Here is an 18,835-nt window from a genome sequence, read left to right as displayed (position 1 = left end):
ATAAAATAGAAAAAAACAATTATATTTGTATAATCAGCTAATTTATCTTTATTTATAGATAAAAATAAAAAGGTTGGAGAATAAGTATGAATGATAAATTGGTTGATAAAATTGAAGCCAATCCAAAATACCAAGAATTGTTAAAGAAAAGAAACTCTTTAGCACTAAAGTTAGGTATCTTTGTTTTAGTAATGTTCTATTCTTACATTACTATAATAGCTTTTAATAAAGAGCTATTTTCTTTAAAAGTTGCTGAAGGTTATGTTACAACAATAGCATTTCCAATAGCTTTAGCAATACTTATAATAAGTTTTTTGACAACTTTAATCTATGTTAAAAAAGCAAATGGTGAATTTGATGATTTGACAAATGAAATCAAAAAAGATGTAAGGGATTTATTATAATGCTAAAAATATTAACACTAATATCAATTTTTGCTGTAAGTATATTTGCAGCAGGTGATGCAACATTTGAAGGAAAAAGAGATCTAAATATAGCTGCAATTGCTATGTTTTTAGTATTTATTGCTGGAACATTAGGGATAACTTATTGGGCAGCAAAAAAGACAAAATCTGCAAGTGATTTTTATACAGCAGGTGGAGGAATAAGTGGATTTCAAAATGGTTTAGCAATAGCTGGAGATTATATGAGTGCAGCTGCATTTTTGGGAGTTTCTGGACTTATTTATATGAATGGTTATGATGGAGTTATTTATGCTGTATCATTTTTAGTTGGTTGGCCTGTAATTTTATTTTTTATGGCAGAAAAACTAAGAAATTTGGGTAAATTTACTTTTGCAGATATTGCTGCATATAGACTTGGACAAAAAGAGATAAGAACTTTAGCTGCATTTGGTTCTTTAAGTGTTGTTATTTTGTATCTAATTGCTCAAATGGTTGGTGCTGGAAAACTTATACAAATTTTATTTGGAATGGATTATGAATATGCTGTATTTATGGTTGGAGCATTAATGATTATCTATGTAACATTTGGTGGAATGCTAGCAACAACTTGGGTACAAATTATAAAAGCTGTACTACTTTTATCTGGGGTATCATTTATGGCTATTATGGTTTTATGGCACTTTAACTTTAATTTTGAAGAATTAGCTGTTCAAGCTGTTGAAAATCATACTAAAGGCGAAGATATTTTAAAACCAGGAGGATTTTTATCTGATCCTATTTCAGCTATTTCTTTAGGTATGGCTTTAATGCTTGGAACTGCTGGTCTTCCACATGTTTTAATGAGATTTTTTACAGTTGGAAATGCAAAAGAAGCTAGAAAATCTGTTGTTTATGCAACTGGATTTGTAGCATATTTTTGGATTATTATATCTATTGTTGGACTTGGAGCAATAGCATTTTTAAATAGTGACGCTGGAGCACAATACTTCACAAATGGTGTAGCATATTTACAAGGTGGAACTTTATTTGGTGGAAGTAATATGGCATCTGTTCACTTATCTCATATGCTAGGAGGAAATGCTTTCTTAGGATTTATCTCAGCTGTTGCTTTTGCTACAATTTTAGCTGTTGTTTCAGGACTTACATTAGCAGGAGCTAGTGCTATTTCACATGATATTTACGCAAATGTTATAAATCCAAATGCAAGTGATGAAAAAGTTGTTAAAATTTCAAAAATAACTGTTATAATTGTTGGAATAGTTGGAGTTACGCTAGGTATTGCATTTGAGTCACAAAATATTGCATATATGGTTGGACTTGCTTTTGGTATTGCAGCATCGGCAAATTTTCCTATACTATTTTTATCAATTTATTGGAGTAAACTAACAACAAGAGGTGCATTTATAGGTGGATTTATGGGACTAATTACTGCTGTTACACTTGTAATTTTAGGACCAAATGTTTGGGTTCAAATATTAGGTAATGAAAAGGCAATATTCCCTTATGCTCACCCTGCATTATTCTCTGTTACAGTTGCATTTTTAGGAATTTGGTTGTTTTCTATTATAGATAACTCTGAAAAAGCTAAAGAAGAAAGAGCTAGATTTAGAGCACAAAATGTAAGAGCAAACACGGGAATTGGATCTGCAGGAGCAGTTTCTCACTAAAACTTATCAAGAAGAGATAATTCTTCTTGATTTTGCACTACGACTTAAAAGGGGAGATTATGAGTATGCAAGAACAAAAAAAATTTATTTCTACAATACATCCATTTGACAATTTAACAAGCTATGAACTAGATGATTTAGTCGAAGAGTTGGATATTATGTATTTTAAAGCAAATTCTACGATACAAGCTCAAGATAGTAATCCAGAATTTTTGTATTTTGTTTTAAAAGGCTTAATTCAAGAAAAAAATGATGATGAAGTTTTAAGTATATACTCTAAAGGTGAAATTTTCGATTCAGTTTCACTTATAAAAAATTTTAGTAAAAATAGTTTTGTAGCTATTGAAGAATCAATTTGCTATGCTCTGAAAAAAGATATCTTTATAAATATCTTGCGTTCAAATCAGCAATTAGAAAACTATTTCTTTCAATCAATATCAGATAAACTAAATAATAATATTTTACATGAGAAAAATAAAGATATGGCAAATATTATGATTGCAAAAGTTAAAGATGCAAAAGTTCATAAAGCGGTAATTGTAGATACTAAAACTTCTATTTTTGAAGCTGCAAAAGTGATAAAACAAGAGAAAATCCCTACACTTTTATTAAAAGACTCTAATGGAGAAATGTATATCGTAACAGACTCTGACTTTAGGCAAAAAGTCATTTTAAATCGTATAAACTTTGATGAAGATGTTGTAAAAATTGCATCAAAAGGTTTAATTTATATATATGAAGATGATTTTTTATTTAATGCCCAACTTCAAATGGCTAAACATGGCTTAAAAAGAGTGGTTGTAAAAAATGATGATGAAAAAATTATTGGTATTTTAGACCAAATTTCTTTATCATCATTTTTTGCAACAAATACTTTTGCTGTTTCAAATCAAATAATAAATGCCGAAACACTAGAAGAGTTAAAAGAAGCTTCTCACTCATTTATAAAAATCATAAAATCACTAAATGCAAAAGGTGTAAGAATAGATTTTATATCAAAACTTATAAATCAACTAAATAAAAAATTACTTGATAAACTATACAAACTTCTAGCACCAAAAGAGTTATTGGGAAAATCTTGCCTAATCGTGATGGGAAGTGAAGGAAGAGCAGAACAAATACTCAGAACTGACCAAGACAATGCTTTGATAGTAGATGATAATTGCGATATTTCTGAAGATGACTTAAAAAAATTTACACATCATTTTACAGAAACGCTTGTAGAATTTGGATTTCCTAGATGTGATGGAAATATAATGGTTTCAAATAATTATTGGTGTAGAAGAATGAGTGATTTTAAAGAATTAATTTATAAATGGATAAATGAACCAAGCGGTGATAATTTTATGAATATTGCAATATTTTATGACGCACTCTGTGTTTCAGGAAATATAGCTATGATAAAAGAGTTAAAAGAGTATATGTTTAAAATCTCTTCAAATTCTCAAAGTTTTTATTCAAATTTTGCAAAAATTATAAATAGTTTTGATGTTCCTTTAGGATTTTTTGATGGATTTGTATTTAATAGCAAAGATGAAAAACATAAAAATGAAATAGATATAAAAAGAGGTGGTATTTTTATACTTGTACAAGGAATTAGATCTTTAAGTTTAGAAAATAAAATACTAAATACAAATACAATCAAAAGAATAAATGCTCTAAAAGATATAAAAGTTTTAGATGAAGAAAGTGCAAAAGAGTTAATTATGGCATTTAATTTTTTAACAAATTTAAAATTAAAGTCAAATCTTGAAAAGTTAGATAGAAAAGAAAAAATAGATAACTATATCAATCCAAACAATCTTTCAATTATGGAAAAAGACTTGTTAAAAGACTCTTTTAAAATTGTAAATAGATTAAAGAAAAAATTAGAATCTCATTTTAAGTTGAACTATGTTTAGAACAATAAAAAACAGTTTTAATAAAAAAAACTTAAAAGATAACAACTATTCATTTTTATTTGATAAGCCAAATACAAATGAATTTGTATGTTTTGATTGTGAGACAACAGGACTTAACCCAAATATTGATGATATAGTATCTATTGGTGCAGTTATTATAAAAAACAATACCATACTAGCTAGCAAAAAATTTGTAAGATATGTAAAACCAAAAAGTTGTGCTTTAAGTGTTGAATCTATAAAGGTACATCATATAAGAGAGTGTGATTTAGAACATGCTTGTGATATTGAAGATGTTATTTTAGATTTTTTAAAATTTATTGAAAATAGAGTTTTAGTTGGATATTTTCTAAATTTTGATATTTCTATGATAAACAAATATTTAAAACCTCAACTAGGTATAAATTTGCCAAACAAAACGTATGAAGTATCTGAAATGTATCATGATTATAAAATTGAATTAATTCCTCAAGGCTTCATTGATTTGAAGTTTAGTACAATTTTAAAGGAACTTGAAATTCCATCGTTTAATACACATGATGCATTAAATGATGCTTTGATGACAGCAATGATATTTTTAAAATTGAAAAATAGCATTAAATAAAAAAGGATTATTAGGAATGTTAGTATTTGTATTAAATGCTGGTTCATCTTCTTTAAAGTATCAATTAATTGATGCAAAAACAAGTGAACTAAAAGCAAGTGGTATAGTAGAAAGAATAGGAATTGATGGTATATTAAAACAAGTTATTGATGAAAATAGAAAATTAACAATGGAAGCTTCTATTCCAACACATAAAGAAGCTATTGAACTTATATTAGAAACTTTAATTCATAGTGATACAAAAATAATAAATTCTATTGATGAAATAGAAGCTATTGGACATAGAGTAGCTCATGGTGGAGAGTATTTCAAACAATCTACTCTTGTATCACAGAAAGTTATAAAAAAAATAGAAGAAGCTATCCCTCTTGCTCCTTTGCATAATCCTGCTAATATTTTAGGAATAAAAATTTGTATGCAGTTGTTACCTAATGTTCCAAATGTTGCTGTGTTTGATACAGCATTTCATCAAACAATGCCAGAAGTTCACTTTTTATTTCCAGTACCACATGAAGATTATTCAGAACATCATTTAAGAAAATATGGATTCCATGGAACAAGTCACTATTTTGTTTCTAAACAAGCTATAAAGCTTTTGGACAATAAACAAGATTCAAAAATTATAGTTTGTCATTTGGGGAATGGTTCATCAATTTGTGCTATAAAAGATGGGAAATCTATCAACACAACAATGGGATTAACTCCTCTTGGTGGACTTATGATGGGAACAAGAAGTGGAGATATTGATCCAGGAATAATTCCATATTTAATGGATAAAAAAAATATGAACACTCACCAAATCATTGATTATTTAAATAAAAAATCAGGCATATTAGGAGTTTCTGGGATTAGTTCTGATTTAAGAGAAATTATAAGTGCCGCAAGTGAAGGTGACGAAAGAGCACAAGTTACAATAGATATGATGTGTAATCGTGTAAAAAAATATGTGTGTTCTTATGCTGGTTTACTTGGTGGAGTTGATGCCTTGTGTTTTACTGCTGGAATTGGAGAAAATTCTGATATTGTAAGAGAAAAAGTTTGTCATAATTTAGAATTTATGGGTATAGAACTAGATAATCAAAAAAATCAAATTAGAAATCATCAAATTAGAGAAATCAGTAAAGATGGCTCAAAAACAAAGATTTTCGTTATCCCTACAAATGAAGAATTAGTTATTGCTCAAGATACATATAATATTGTAAAATAACACTATGTCATTTAAATATCTTAATTTACAAACAGAAGATGGAATATTAAGATTATCAATATTTACTACTATCTTACTTGCAATAGTGGGCATAGTCTTTGGTCTAATTGCTAGTTCATCAGCAATAATATTTGATAGTATTTTTGGAATGATTGATGCAGTAATGACTACTTTAGCACTAATTGTTGCTAGATTGATTACAAAATCTACATCTAAAGATTTTATTAACAATAAATTAGAAAAACATTTTACTATGGGATTTTGGCACCTTGAACCTATTGTTTTAGGTTTAAATGGAATGCTTCTTATTGGTGCAGCAACTTATGCTTTTATAAATTCTATAGATAGCCTTTTACTTGGTGGGAGAGAAATACTATTTGAATATGCAATAATTATTACTTTAATATCTATTGTAGTCGAATTAAATTTAGGGCTTTTTATAAAAAAAGCAAATAAAGAGATTAAATCTGAATTTTTAAATTTAGACTCAATAAGTTGGTTAATCTCCGCATCTATGTCTTTTGGTTATCTTGTTGCTTTTATCTTTGGATATATGATAGAAGATACTAAAATTTCATGGATTACACCTTTTATAGACCCATTAATACTTATAGTGGTATCAATTTTTGTAATTCCAATGCCTTTAAAAACTGTAAAACAAGCGCTTTCAGATATTTTGCTTGTAACTCCTAGTGAATTAAAAATTCATGTTGATAAAGTTGCAAAAAATATCGTAAAAAAATATGGTTTTGATTCTTTTAGAGCTTATGTTGCAAGAGTTGGCAGAGGAAGACAAATAGAATTATATTTTATAGTTCCAAAAAGTTGGGCTCCAAAAAAACTAGAAGAGTGGGATTTATTAAGAGATGAAATAGAAAAGAATTTGGGTAAAGATGACCCACATCTTTGGCTTACAATTGTATTTACAACTGATTTTGAATGGGCAGAATGAATATAAAATTTCATTTAAGTTTTAATAAGATACCATTTGAAAAGACTAATATTATTTATTAAGTCTATTCTAAGTTTAAATTAATACAAAAGGATTTTATATGTTAGTATTTGTGCTAAATGCAGGTAGTTCATCTTTAAAATATCAATTAATCAATGCTAAAACACATGAGTTAAAAGCTAGCGGTTTAGTGGAGAGAATTGGAATTGATGGTATTTTAAAACATGAAATTGGAGAGAATAAAAAGATAACTTTTGAACTTCCTATTCCAACTCACAAAGAAGCAATCGAGTTAGTTTTAAGAATATTAACAAATGATGAAACAAAAGTTATAAACTCTATTGAAGAAATTCAAGCTATTGGGCATAGAGTGGTTCATGGTGGAGAGTATTTTAAAGGTTCAGCTATTGTTGATGAAGATGTTATTCAAAAAATTGAAGAACTTATACCTTTAGCGCCACTTCATAATCCAGCAAATATTATGGGTGTTAAAATTTGTAAAGAATTGATGCCAAAAGTTCCAAATGTTGTAACATTTGATACAGCATTTCACCAAACAATGCCAATAGAAAACTTTTTATATGCTGTTCCTTATGCAGATTATACAGAACACCATTTAAGAAAATATGGTTTCCATGGAACAAGCCACTATTATGTTTCAAATGAAGCAATAAAAATTTTAAATAAAAAAGATAGCAAAGTTATAGTTTGCCATCTTGGAAATGGTTCATCTGTTTGTGCTGTTGAAAATGGGAAATCTATAAGCACTTCTATGGGATTGACTCCATTAGAAGGTTTAATAATGGGTACAAGAAGTGGAGATATAGATGCTGGTGTTATTCCATATTTAATGGAGAAAAAAGGATTAAGCCATACTCAAATTCTTGATTATTTAAATAAAAAATCTGGTATTTTAGGAGTTTCTGGAGTTAGTTCAGATTTAAGAGAAGTTATAAAAGCTTCAAATGATGGAGATAAAAGATCTCAAGTAGCAATTACAATGCTATGTGAAAGAATTAAAAAATATTTATGCTCTTATGCTGGGTTAATGCATGGAGTTGATGCTATTTGTTTTACAGCTGGAATTGGAGAGAACTCTGACTTAATCAGAGAAAAAGTTTGTGAAGGTTTAGAATTTATGGGAATTGAACTTGATAAAACTAAAAACTCTACAAGAGCTAAAGGAAATAGAGAAATAAATACAAAAAATTCAAAAACAAAAATCTATGTAATTCCAACAAATGAAGAGCTAGTAATAGCAACAGATACTTACAATCTTATTAAAAAGTAAAATTTAAATAAAATAAAAAGGGCTTGGGTTGTAAAAACTACTCAATAAGCTCTTTTTGATTTAAATTTTATATTTTCTAAATTTTTACCTAAAAAAAATCCCTAAAAATTCGCTTTTTATTGCTACTTTAATGCTATATTTTTTCATTATAATTTTTTCTAAATTTCAAACAGAAAGGATTAATTACGAAATGGGTTTAATTGATAAAATCAAAGAGAAAGCTAAAAAGCAACTTAGAACTATCGTTCTTCCAGAATCAGAAGACGAAAGAGTTTTAAAAGCAACACAAATAGTTTTACAAGATAAAACTGCAAAAGTAGTTCTAATTGGAAATTCTGAAACTATAAAAGCTGATGCTTCAAAATGTGGTGCAAATATAGAAGGAGCAACAATAGTTGATCCAAAAAAATTTGACAATATTGAAAAATATATCGATGAGTTAGTTGAACTTAGAAAAAGTAAAAATCTTTCAAGAGAAGATGCAAAAGAGCTTATTTTAAATGAACCAAGATTTTTTGGTTGTATGATGGTAAGACTAGGAGATGCTGATGGATTAGTAGCTGGGTCAAACTCACCAACTTCTGATGTTTTAAGAGCTGCTATTCAAGTTATTAAAACAGCTCCAGGGATTAACACTGTATCTTCAACATTTGTTATGGAAACAAAAGATGGAAAATTTGGAGATAATGGGTTAATACTATTTGCAGATTGTGCTGTTATTCCAGATCCAACTGCTGAACAATTAGCTGATATCGCAAGTGCTACTGCTGCAACAGCTTCTAGTGTTGTTGGTTTAGAGCCAAAAGTTGCTATGTTATCATTTTCTACAAAAGGTAGTGCATCGCATCCACTTGTTGATAAAGTTACAACAGCTTGTAAAATATTAGAAGATAGAAAAGTAAATTTTGCATTTGATGGAGAGTTACAAGCTGATGCAGCTATTGTTGAATCTGTTGGTGTAAAAAAAGCACCAAATTCTAAAGTAGCAGGATATGCAAATATCTTAGTATTCCCTGATTTACAATCTGGAAATATAGGATATAAACTTGTACAAAGATTTGCTGGAGCTGAAGCTCATGGACCTATTATTCAAGGTTTAAATAAACCTGTAAATGACCTTTCAAGAGGTTGTTCAGTTGAAGATATTTCAAACTTAGTAGCTATTACAGCAACACAAATCAAATAATTAAACTATAAATTAAGGAGAGAAAAATGTTAGTTTTTGTATTAAATGCAGGGAGTTCATCGTTAAAATATCAATTGATGAACCCAGTTATAAAAAAAGTTTTTGCAGCTGGAATTTGTGAAAGAATCGGGATTGATGGTGTTTTAAAACATGAATATGGTGATGGTAAAAAACTTGTAATCAATGTTCCAATGCCTACTCATAAAGAAGCTATTAGTGCTGTATTATCAACATTAACTACGGGGGAAGGAAAAGTTATTGATTCAATCAACGATATTGAAGCAATAGGACACAGAACAGTTCATGGTGGAGAAGAGTTTGCAAGTTCAGTTTTAATTACTCCAGAAGTAATTGATACTATGAAAAGATTATCACCTCTAGCACCATTACACAATCCAGCAAATATTTTAGGTATTGAGATTTGTCAAGAATTAATGCCTGGAAAACCAAATGTTGGAGTATTTGATACAGCATTCCATCAAACAATGCCTGATTATGCTTATATGTATGCACTTCCGTATGAAATGTATACAAAACACGGAATTAGAAAATATGGTTTCCATGGAACTAGCCACTATTTTGTTTCAAACGAAGCTAGAGGAATGTTAGAGAAAAAACAAAATAGTAGAATCATAGTTTGTCATTTAGGAAATGGTTCTTCTGTTAGTGCTGTTTTAAATGGAAAATGTATCGATACATCTATGGGGCTTACACCTATTCAAGGTTTAATGATGGGAACAAGATCAGGAGATGTTGGAGCTGGTGCTATTCAATATATGATGGCTCAAGAAAATATGACAATAGATCAAACTTTAGATGTTATGAATAAAAAATCTGGAATCTTAGGAATATCTGGTAAATCTTCTGATCTAAGAGAAGTTTTAGAAGGTATGCAAAATGGAGATGATAGATGTAGATTAGCTGTTGATATGGTTGCTTATATTATCAAAAAATATGTAGGTTCTTATGTTGCTGCTCTTGATGGTATTGATGCACTTTGCTTTACTGGTGGAATCGGAGAAAATGCTTCATTAATCAGAGAAAAAGTTTGTGCAGGATTGGACTCTATGGGACTTGTAATAGATCCAGTTAAAAACAATAGAAGATCAAGTTCAGCTAGAGATATCTCTACAAATGCTTCAACTGCTAGAATATTTGTTATTCCAACTCAAGAAGAGTATGTTATAGCAAATGATACATACAATATCGTATCTACAAATAGATAGATGCAATTTAAAAGGCGAGAATTCGCCTTTTAATCTTGTTTAAAATTTTTTTTCATACAAAACTTTATACTCATACAATCTATTCTTTAAATCTTTTATAGCTTTTGTTGGTAAATACTCTAATAAATTTAATATTTCTCTTATCTCTTTTGATTGTTTTAAGTTATTGTAACTTGCATACTCTATATCGAACTCAAAAAACTCTTGTTCTTTTACTCCTAAAACTTCAGCAAAATATGGCAAAATCTCTACTTTTAACTCTCTACTTCCATTTAAGTATCTGTAAATTGTTTGTGCAGATGGTATCTCTCCTGTATTTTTCATCCTTGGTTCTAAAGATAAAACTCTATCAACAAACTCTTTTTTTGTCATATTTGACTCTTCTACAAGATAATTTATCTTTTCATAAATTTCCATATTTTTCCAATACAAAATAGATTTCAATAACCAAATCGTAAGTTTTTATAAAGTCTAAAATAGATATTATTAACCAATTTGGATTTTATATATTTATTAAATAATTTACTAGATACTAGAAATAAACTATTTATAGTACAAAATATAAATTATCATATAAATATCAATTAACCAAAATGGATATAAATAAAAAGAGGTGAAGTATGAAAAAGTTAGTAAAAATTGGTTTGATTGGGCTTTTAAGCTTAACTTTGTTTAGTGGTTGTGGAAATAGTGAAAACTCTTCTACAAGTGAAAGTACTTCAAGTAGTAATAAAGAGAAAATTGTACTTGATTTAAGTAAAAAAGCTGATGAGCAAAAATTTTGGGTAGCACAGGCGAATGATACTATAAGTAGATATAGTATAGAAAGGGCTTATCCAGAAGAGTATAAAGAAATAGAAAAAATAACAGATGTAATAGATAAAGGTGATGCTGAAAAAAAACTTGTAGATAAACTACAAAACTTAAGAGATAATTTTGTTGGTATAAAAATAGTTCATAAAAAAGATCTATTTGAGAATCAAGATAAGAGATATGAAGCTGGTAAACTTACAGTATACAATCCTTCTAATAGTGGTCCAAGTATTAGGGATCTACAAATAGATGTATCATCAAAAGATATTTTAAGAAAGGTTTTAGAAGGTGATACAATTTTTTTACAAGTTAGTGCTATTGTAACTGGAAAGTTTGAGTATGAATCTTTTAGTAGTAGTCGCCTACTCAGAAAGACACAAGTTACTTATAAAGATATAAAACTTGAAGCTTTTGATAAAGATGGAAATAAAATAGATGCCAAATTTGAATATACTTTAGGTACTACAGATAAAGCTAGTAATAAATGGGTAGAAACAAAAATTATACAAGAGTAGAAAGAATAAAGTCTTTTTAATCTTATAAATTAATCTATTCTTAAATTTAGAATAGATTTTTTTAAAATAAAATTATTTAATAAAGGGAAAATTATGGAAAATAAAAATAATGAACAAAAAACATCTCAAGAAATTGCTTCTGATGTTACAAAAAAGGTTTTAAATCAGTCATTGGTTAGAAATATTGTAGTAAAAACAACAGAATTTCTTATCCCTATAGTATTTTGGATTGGAATAGTTACAATATTTGTTATATCAGTTATAACAGCAAAGGAAGCAAAATATTTTTATGTTTCAGATAGGTTAGAAACTTTTGTTGTAACTTTTACTGTAACTTTTGTACCAAGTATATTAGCATTTATAGTTTCATTTTACTTATTATTTTTGTTAAAAGATATTAGAGATTCTTTACAAAACCAAGACAAAAAATAGGAGAAAGTAAAATGGGAATAATAAAATCTGGATTTAAAGCTGGACATGTAGCAACCAAAGCCTCTTCTGGTGTTATTGATGGTTTAGGGAAACTAACAATAGCTGGTGTGGAAGCTGTTCAAAGAAACAATCTAAAAAAAACACTAACTTTTCAAGAAATATCTTCTAACTTAGATGAAAGTATTCGTTTTTTAGAAAATTATAAAAACTACGATGAAAATATAAAAAAAGATGTAGAATACTTGAGAAAAGAAGTAGATTCAGTTTTTGGATTTACAAATAGTTTAGAAAGCAAAAAAAAATTAGAAAAAGATGCTGAATATCTTCTTGGGGCAAGCATAAACCTAGGCGATAAAATATATTATCCAAAAGATGTATATAGTACAGTGTCTGGTGCAGATAAACTTGAAGTTATCTCAAAGTTAATTAAAGAAACGGGATTATATACGGTTATAGAAGAATTTATTAAAGTTTTAAATTTTTATAACTCTGATAATGAAAGAGTAAAAATTTATAAAGGAGAATGTACTCAAGAAGAATATGATGAAAAGATAAAAGAATCTTTTTTAAATGTACTAAAAATAAACTATAAAGTTACTATATTAGAACTATCAAAACTTGAAGAGTTAAAAAAACTTGAACAACAAAGATTACAAGAAATTGAACTAGAAAAAGCAAAGTTAGGAAGACCAAAAATCATTTTTACAGTTGTTGCTATAACTATAGCAACTGTATTTCTTGTTTTCTTACTTGAATCAACGAGATAAATAAAACATATAAACAAAGGAAAAAAATGCAAAAAATCAAATTAATTCTTTTAGCTTTTATATTACTATTTTTTACAAGTTGTGCTACAAAAAACACAACTATAAAACAGGCAACAGGAACTATCTCACACACAGAAACAAGATTTGTTAGTTCTTTTGGAAAAATTCTGAAAATTTATGTACTAAAAGATAGCCAAGCTTGGGGCATAGCATTTCCTGAAAATAAGTCAAATCAAGAAATAAATCTTGAAGTTGGAGATTTTGTTGAAATAGATAATGATAAATCAACTCTCATAGCTACAAAACCAGATGGTGAAAAGTATTTATATATTTCAGATAAAAATTATAATTTATTAAAAATAGAGAGATTAAAATAGGTGAAGTAGATTTAAACAACAATGGTGGTATAAAAAGTAGTGTAGATTAACACTACTTTTTACTAATTTAAATAGCCTTTAAACTACTAGAAAAACTCATAAGAACTTTTGATATAGCTTGACTCATAAGTTTATCAATAAACTTTTCAAACTTATCTTCTTTTTTCCAAACAGGTTTTTCAACTTTTGCTAATTCTATTAAAACACTTTGTGCATAGCTAATAGTTGCAACCTCATCAATAAGCCCTACTTCTTTTGCTTGAAATGATGTAAAAACTCTAGCATCCGCAAACTGTGTATGATTTTTTATATCAAGATTTCTAGCATTTGCAACATCAGTTATAAACATATTATATGTAGCATTTATCACACTTTTTAGTTGCTCTTCTTCATAGTCAAACCACTTTCTTGTAGGTGTTCCACTCTCTTTATATTTTCCAGCTTTGATAGTTTGTGTTGAAATACCTATTTTTTCCATAAGTTCACTCACTTCAAACCCTTGCATAATAACTCCAATAGAACCAACCATACTCCCAGGATTTGCTATGATTTTATCTGACCAAATAGAAGCATAGTAACTTCCACTAGCTATCACTCCACTTGCATATACAACTACTGGTTTTAACTCTTTTAATTCTTTTATCGCATAAGCTATTTCAACAGAAGGAGCAACAGCACCTCCAGGGCTATCAACTACTAATAAAACACCCTTTATATTTGTATCATTTTTTGCTTTTTCTATATTTTCCATAACTTTTGAAACATCCAATATTTCACCACTTAGCTCTATTTTTTGTAAGTTAGCAAAACTTCTATTTGTAGATGATGTTTCATCGGTATTATTGAAAAATAGAACATAAATAATAGTTAAAAAAACTATTGTTTTAAAATATTTTGTAATAAAATCCAAAACTGCTATTATTGGAGAAAACAACTTTTTAAAAAATTCAAACATATTCGCCTCCTATTATCACACTATTTACATATTTTGTATGTAAAATTATGTGCATATAAATATCTTCTATATTTTCTATATCATCAGGTAAATAAATACCTATAATATCAGCATCAAAACCACTTTCCAATTGTCCTTTATTTAATCCTAAAGCTTTTGCACCATTTACAGTTGCACTTTTTAACAAAGTTTTAGAAAATTTCACAATATCTTTTTCATAGTGTATATTTAAACAAGCTCGTAATTCATCAAACATACTCAAAGAGTTATTTGAACTAAGACCATCTGTACCTATACTAAAAGGTATTTCATCTAAATTTTCAAGATTTAATCTACTATTATTTAAAAATCTATTTGAAGTAACACAATGATTTATCGTTGCATTTAGTGATTTTATCTTTTCTAACTCTTCAAAATCTGCTTCAACACAATGAGTAAAAGATAGATTTTCAACACCTTTAAATAGATTTAAAAACTCTAGTGGTTTTCCAGTAGCTTTTTCTTGATTTAAAAAGTTCTTGAAAAACTCCAAAAAACTTCCTTCATCTTTATTTAGCCACTCTTTTTCCTCTTTTGATTCCATGAAATGAGAAGTTACAGCTAAATTTTGTTCTTTTGCAATATTTAAAACTTCTCGTACTAAAAATGGATGAACAGAATAAGGAGAGTGTATTGCAATTCCTGCTTTAAAATTCTTACTATTATATTTTTGTGCATCTTTTAGTCTGGCTTTAAAATCAGCAAATAGAGTATCTATCATATCTGCTTTTGAGCCAATAACTTCACAAAAAAACACCTTATTTATTGGAGATTTCAAACAAGCTTCCAAATCAAATGAATATGAAGAAATAGCTCCAATAGTTGTAGTTCCAGTTTTTAAGAGTTTTTTTAATTCTTGAGATATTAAAGATGTCTTAGCCTTTTCTATGAGCTTTTCTCTATGTTTTATAACAGAGTTTAACCATGAATAAAAATTTGCATATTGTAAAGTAGTTTTATTTGCACTAAACTCCAAATGAATATGTGAGTTTATCAATCCTGGCATCAAAACAGAGTTTTCATCCAATTTTGTATGTTCACAATCTGGATATTTTTCTAAGATATAATTTAAACTTGCTACTTCAATAATTTTTTCATCAAAAACAATAGCACCATCTTTGATGATGCTAAAATCTTTGTCGAAAGTTAAAATATAAGAAGCACTTACTATTTTCATAAATTATTTATTTTCTTCTTCTGATTGTGCTTGAATTTGAGCATTTCTAGCTTCTTGCAAAGCTTTTAATTCATTTAACATTTGAATTATTGAGATTAATCCTAAGTGATATCCAAATCCACCAAATCCAGTGATAAGTCCTGTACTTGAACCTGCTGTTATAGATTTTTGTCTGAACTCTTCTCTTTTATAAATATTTGAAATATGTACTTCCACAACTGGCATATTAACAGCTGCTAAAGCATCTCTTATTGCAATTGAAGTGTGAGAATATGCTGCTGGATTGATCATAATTGCATCAACTGTTCCTAAACATTCTTGAATTCTATCTACTATTTCACCTTCAAAGTTTGATTGAAAAAACTCAATTTCAACTCCATTTTGCTTTGCTGCACTTTCTAATTGGTTATGAATTTGCTCTAATGTAATATTTCCATAAATATGTTGTTCTCTAACTCCAAGCATATTTAGATTTGGTCCTTGAATTACTGCTATTTTCATTATTATTTTCCTTTTATAAAATTTAGGTAAGATTATAATTAAATTTTTGTTAAACCAACCCAAAAAAAGGCAATTTTTGATGAAAAACTTTATTTTAAAAAATGAAAATGCAATATATTATGAAGCTAATTTTTCTTGTGATAATGTAATATTCTTGAGTTTAGGAAGTGAAAACTTTTTTATAACAGATGCTAGATATACTCTTGAAGCAAAACAAAATGTTAAAAATTGTGAAGTTATAGAAAGTTCAGATTTAGTAGAAACAGCAAAAAATATTCTAAATAAAAATCAAATAAAAGAGTTAATATTTGATCCAAATGATTTTAGTTATGCAACTTACTCAAATTTTGTAAAAGATATGCAAACTATTTTTACACAAGAACTAAATTTTTCAAAAACAAAAAGATTGATAAAAAATGATGATGAGATAAAATTATTAAAAAAAGCTAGTATGTTAGGCAAGGATGGTTTTAAAAACTTTGCAAAATATATTAAAAAACAAGGTCTTAAAAAAAGTGAAGATTTTTTATACTTTAAAGCTTTTGAAAATATGAGTCAAACTGGAAAACTAAATATCTCTTTTGAACCAATCGTTGCAATAAATGAAAATGCAGCAAAACCACATGCTTTACCAACTACAAAAAAATTACGACAAAATGATTTATTGTTAGTTGATGCGGGAGTGAAATATAAAAGATATTGTTCAGACAGAACTTGTACAAGTGCAGTTGATTTTGAAAATTTTAGCTTTGAAAGAGAACAAAAATTTAAAAATAAAAAACACCAAAAAATCTATGATATTGTTTATAAAGCACAAACAACTGCTATAAAAAAAGCAAGAAGTGGAATGAAAGCTTCTCAAATTGACAAGATTGCTAGGGATATTATAACAAAAGCTGGATATGGAGAATTTTTTGTTCATAGTACAGGTCATGGAGTTGGACTTGATATTCATGAATTTCCAAATATAAATACAAAAAATGATTTAATAATAGAAGATAATATGGTTTTTACAGTAGAACCAGGTATCTATCTTCCAAATGAATTTGGTGTAAGAATAGAAGATACTATTGTAATGAAAAATGGAAAAGCTATTATCTTATAAATTAAAATAATGCTAAAGTAAACTTGACTTATTTAATAAGTTTTAATTTTTTATAAAAAAAGAGAGAATTTTGAAAAAAAATTTAAATAATGATTTAACACTTTTTTATTACCCAAATTTTCCAAAAATATTTAATACTACTTCAAATAAAAAGTATTGTGTAACTATTGGTATTGGGGGAAATATTGGAAATACAAGAAAAATATTTGATAATTTAATCTTATGTTTAAAAAAAGATTTACGATTTACTTTACTTATGACTTCACCCCTACTAAAAAATCCTCCTTTTGGATTTTTAGAACAAAGCTACTTTTTAAATGGTATAATCTCACTCAAAACTAATCTTTGTCCTAATGACTTCTTAAAAGCCATGCAAAGATATGAAAAAAAATTCGGAAGAAAGCGATCCTTTCAAGATGCGCCTAGAACCTTGGATATAGATATAATATTTTTTGACAATAAAAAAATAAATACAAAAAATTTAGTTATCCCTCACAAAAATTGGGCAATTAGAGAATCAGTGATTATTCCTTTAAAATATATGAAAAACAACTAAATTGTTGTAAACAGAGTTCTAAAAGAGAACTTTTTAAAGGTAAAAAAATGAACAAAAATAAAAAAATAGTTGTAGGAATGTCAGGTGGAGTTGATTCATCTGTTACTGCGTTATTATTAAAACAACAAGGTTATGATGTTGTTGGACTATTCATGCGTAACTGGGAATATGGAATCAAAGGTAGCCAATGTCCTAATCGTATAGAATTTGAAGATGCAAAAAAAGTTGGTGAATTAATAGGAATAGAAGTAAGAGGAAAAGACTTTGTTAAAGAGTACAGAGATAGAGTTTTTGATGTATTTTTAAAAGGTTTAGAACAAGGTCTAACTCCAAATCCAGATATTTTATGTAACAAAGAAATAAAATTCAATGTATTTTTAAATGAAGCAAAAAGTATGGGTGCAGATATAATTGCAACTGGTCATTATGCGAAAATTGCAAAATACAAAGATCATTTTGTACTTGATACTCCAAAAGATAATTCAAAAGATCAAAGTTATTTTTTACACGCATTATCAAGTGAACAATTATCACACGCTATGTTTCCACTTGGAGATTTAACAAAAAAAGAAGTTAGAGAAATAGCTAGAAAGCATAATCTTCCTGTTAGTGATAAAAAAGATAGTACAGGAATTTGTTTTATTGGTAATCAAAAATTTGATGAATTTATTACACAACACCTTAAAGCCATTCCAGGCGATATTTTAGATGAAAATGGAAAAGTTATAGGAAAACACAAAGGTCTTGTTTGTTATACATTAGGTCAAAGAAAAGGTATTGGTCTTGGTGGTATTAAAGGCAATGAAAGTGAAAACAATACACACAAACCTTGGTTTGTAGCTTCTAAAGATGTAGTAAATAATACATTAACAATTGTTCAAGATACAAATCATCCTTTACTTATGAGTAAAACTGTAGAAGCTAGTCATATGCATTGGGTACTTGAAGAGGCACCAAAAGTTGGTGATAAATTAATGGCACAAGTTAGATATAGACAACAAAAACAAGCTTGTACAGTAGTTGAAGCAAATGAGGGAAAAGTAGTAGTTGAGTTTGATAATCCTCAAAGAGCTGTAACACTAGGACAAAGTCTTGTTTTATATTTAGGTGATTACTGTCTTGGTGGTGGCTTTATCAGTTTCTACAAATAAAAAGGCAAA

Annotated in this window: 20 protein-coding genes; 16 read left to right on the top strand and 4 right to left on the bottom strand. The window is 27.9% G+C overall.

Features of this window, described 5'->3' with window-relative positions; all coding sequences use genetic code 11:
* The first annotated feature begins 86 nt into the window (after positions 1–86).
* The 9 genes from ACNSOS_RS09770 (at position 87) to ACNSOS_RS09730 (ending at position 10,438) form a co-directional block, all read left to right on the top strand.
* Entirely contained in the window at positions 87–404 is a 318-nt protein-coding gene (locus ACNSOS_RS09770) for a DUF485 domain-containing protein (RefSeq protein WP_113893702.1), read from the top strand.
* Positions 404–2,071, top strand: a complete 1,668-nt coding sequence (locus tag ACNSOS_RS09765; RefSeq protein WP_418185142.1) for a cation acetate symporter — start codon at positions 404–406, stop codon at positions 2,069–2,071. Before ACNSOS_RS09770 ends, ACNSOS_RS09765 begins: the two co-directional genes overlap by 1 nt.
* Positions 2,072–2,130: 59 nt before the next feature.
* Positions 2,131–3,972, top strand: coding sequence for a putative nucleotidyltransferase substrate binding domain-containing protein (locus tag ACNSOS_RS09760; RefSeq protein WP_418185141.1), 1,842 nt, complete (start codon positions 2,131–2,133; stop codon positions 3,970–3,972).
* Entirely contained in the window at positions 3,965–4,576 is a 612-nt protein-coding gene (locus ACNSOS_RS09755) for a 3'-5' exonuclease (RefSeq protein ID WP_418185140.1), read from the top strand. Before ACNSOS_RS09760 ends, ACNSOS_RS09755 begins: the two co-directional genes overlap by 8 nt.
* A gap of 16 nt (positions 4,577–4,592) precedes the next feature.
* Entirely contained in the window at positions 4,593–5,783 is a 1,191-nt protein-coding gene (locus ACNSOS_RS09750; protein WP_418185139.1) for an acetate/propionate family kinase, read from the top strand.
* A gap of 4 nt (positions 5,784–5,787) precedes the next feature.
* Positions 5,788–6,735 (top strand): cation diffusion facilitator family transporter, encoded by a 948-nt coding sequence (locus tag ACNSOS_RS09745; protein WP_418185138.1) that lies wholly within the window; start codon positions 5,788–5,790, stop codon positions 6,733–6,735.
* Positions 6,736–6,835: 100 nt separating this feature from the next.
* Entirely contained in the window at positions 6,836–8,026 is a 1,191-nt protein-coding gene (locus ACNSOS_RS09740; protein WP_113893689.1) for an acetate kinase, read from the top strand.
* Positions 8,027–8,216: 190 nt separating this feature from the next.
* Entirely contained in the window at positions 8,217–9,212 is a 996-nt protein-coding gene (pta, locus tag ACNSOS_RS09735; RefSeq protein ID WP_418185137.1) for a phosphate acetyltransferase, read from the top strand.
* A 26-nt stretch (positions 9,213–9,238) separates the two neighbouring features.
* Positions 9,239–10,438 (top strand): acetate/propionate family kinase, encoded by a 1,200-nt coding sequence (locus ACNSOS_RS09730; RefSeq protein ID WP_113893685.1) that lies wholly within the window; start codon positions 9,239–9,241, stop codon positions 10,436–10,438.
* A gap of 39 nt (positions 10,439–10,477) precedes the next feature.
* On the opposite strand, the gene ACNSOS_RS09725 is transcribed toward ACNSOS_RS09730, so the two are convergent.
* Positions 10,478–10,855 (bottom strand): hypothetical protein, encoded by a 378-nt coding sequence (locus ACNSOS_RS09725; protein WP_418185136.1) that lies wholly within the window; start codon positions 10,853–10,855, stop codon positions 10,478–10,480.
* 203 nt (positions 10,856–11,058) lie between these two features.
* Here ACNSOS_RS09725 and ACNSOS_RS09720 point away from each other — a divergent pair, with 203 nt between their 5' ends.
* The 4 genes from ACNSOS_RS09720 (at position 11,059) to ACNSOS_RS09705 (ending at position 13,342) form a co-directional block, all read left to right on the top strand.
* The gene (locus ACNSOS_RS09720; protein WP_418185135.1) at positions 11,059–11,766 is read left to right on the top strand and encodes a hypothetical protein; all 708 of its coding nucleotides are present in this window, start codon (positions 11,059–11,061) and stop codon (positions 11,764–11,766) included.
* A gap of 93 nt (positions 11,767–11,859) precedes the next feature.
* Positions 11,860–12,198, top strand: coding sequence for a hypothetical protein (locus tag ACNSOS_RS09715; RefSeq protein WP_418185134.1), 339 nt, complete (start codon positions 11,860–11,862; stop codon positions 12,196–12,198).
* An 11-nt stretch (positions 12,199–12,209) separates the two neighbouring features.
* A complete protein-coding gene (locus ACNSOS_RS09710) occupies positions 12,210–12,965 on the top strand; it encodes a hypothetical protein (protein WP_418185133.1) in 756 nt (251 codons plus the stop codon).
* 26 nt (positions 12,966–12,991) lie between these two features.
* Entirely contained in the window at positions 12,992–13,342 is a 351-nt protein-coding gene (locus ACNSOS_RS09705; protein WP_418185132.1) for a hypothetical protein, read from the top strand.
* Between the two features lie 67 nt (positions 13,343–13,409).
* Here the strand turns inward: ACNSOS_RS09705 and sppA are convergent, their stop codons facing one another.
* The 3 genes from sppA to aroQ are packed head-to-tail and all read right to left on the bottom strand — an operon-like array spanning position 13,410 to position 16,014.
* Positions 13,410–14,297, bottom strand: a complete 888-nt coding sequence (sppA, locus tag ACNSOS_RS09700; protein ID WP_418185131.1) for a signal peptide peptidase SppA — start codon at positions 14,295–14,297, stop codon at positions 13,410–13,412.
* Positions 14,290–15,513, bottom strand: a complete 1,224-nt coding sequence (mqnF, locus tag ACNSOS_RS09695; protein ID WP_418185130.1) for an aminofutalosine deaminase family hydrolase — start codon at positions 15,511–15,513, stop codon at positions 14,290–14,292. The genes sppA and mqnF overlap by 8 nt, the downstream gene beginning before the upstream one ends.
* A gap of 3 nt (positions 15,514–15,516) precedes the next feature.
* Positions 15,517–16,014 (bottom strand): type II 3-dehydroquinate dehydratase, encoded by a 498-nt coding sequence (aroQ, locus tag ACNSOS_RS09690; protein ID WP_113893677.1) that lies wholly within the window; start codon positions 16,012–16,014, stop codon positions 15,517–15,519.
* Between the two features lie 79 nt (positions 16,015–16,093).
* Here aroQ and ACNSOS_RS09685 point away from each other — a divergent pair, with 79 nt between their 5' ends.
* The 3 genes from ACNSOS_RS09685 to mnmA all read left to right on the top strand — a co-directional run bounded on the left by ACNSOS_RS09685 (position 16,094) and on the right by mnmA (position 18,826).
* Entirely contained in the window at positions 16,094–17,119 is a 1,026-nt protein-coding gene (locus tag ACNSOS_RS09685) for a M24 family metallopeptidase (RefSeq protein WP_418185129.1), read from the top strand.
* Positions 17,120–17,189: 70 nt separating this feature from the next.
* Positions 17,190–17,675, top strand: a complete 486-nt coding sequence (gene folK / locus ACNSOS_RS09680; RefSeq protein ID WP_418185128.1) for a 2-amino-4-hydroxy-6-hydroxymethyldihydropteridine diphosphokinase — start codon at positions 17,190–17,192, stop codon at positions 17,673–17,675.
* A 47-nt stretch (positions 17,676–17,722) separates the two neighbouring features.
* The gene (gene mnmA, locus ACNSOS_RS09675; protein ID WP_418185127.1) at positions 17,723–18,826 is read left to right on the top strand and encodes a tRNA 2-thiouridine(34) synthase MnmA; all 1,104 of its coding nucleotides are present in this window, start codon (positions 17,723–17,725) and stop codon (positions 18,824–18,826) included.
* Positions 18,827–18,835: the final 9 nt, after the last annotated feature.

Source organism: Aliarcobacter vitoriensis (genome assembly GCF_048320235.1).
Classification (GTDB): domain Bacteria; phylum Campylobacterota; class Campylobacteria; order Campylobacterales; family Arcobacteraceae; genus Aliarcobacter; species Aliarcobacter vitoriensis.
The sequence above is the reverse complement of the archived record's forward strand: the minus strand, read 5'-3'. Positions and strand labels throughout refer to the sequence as shown.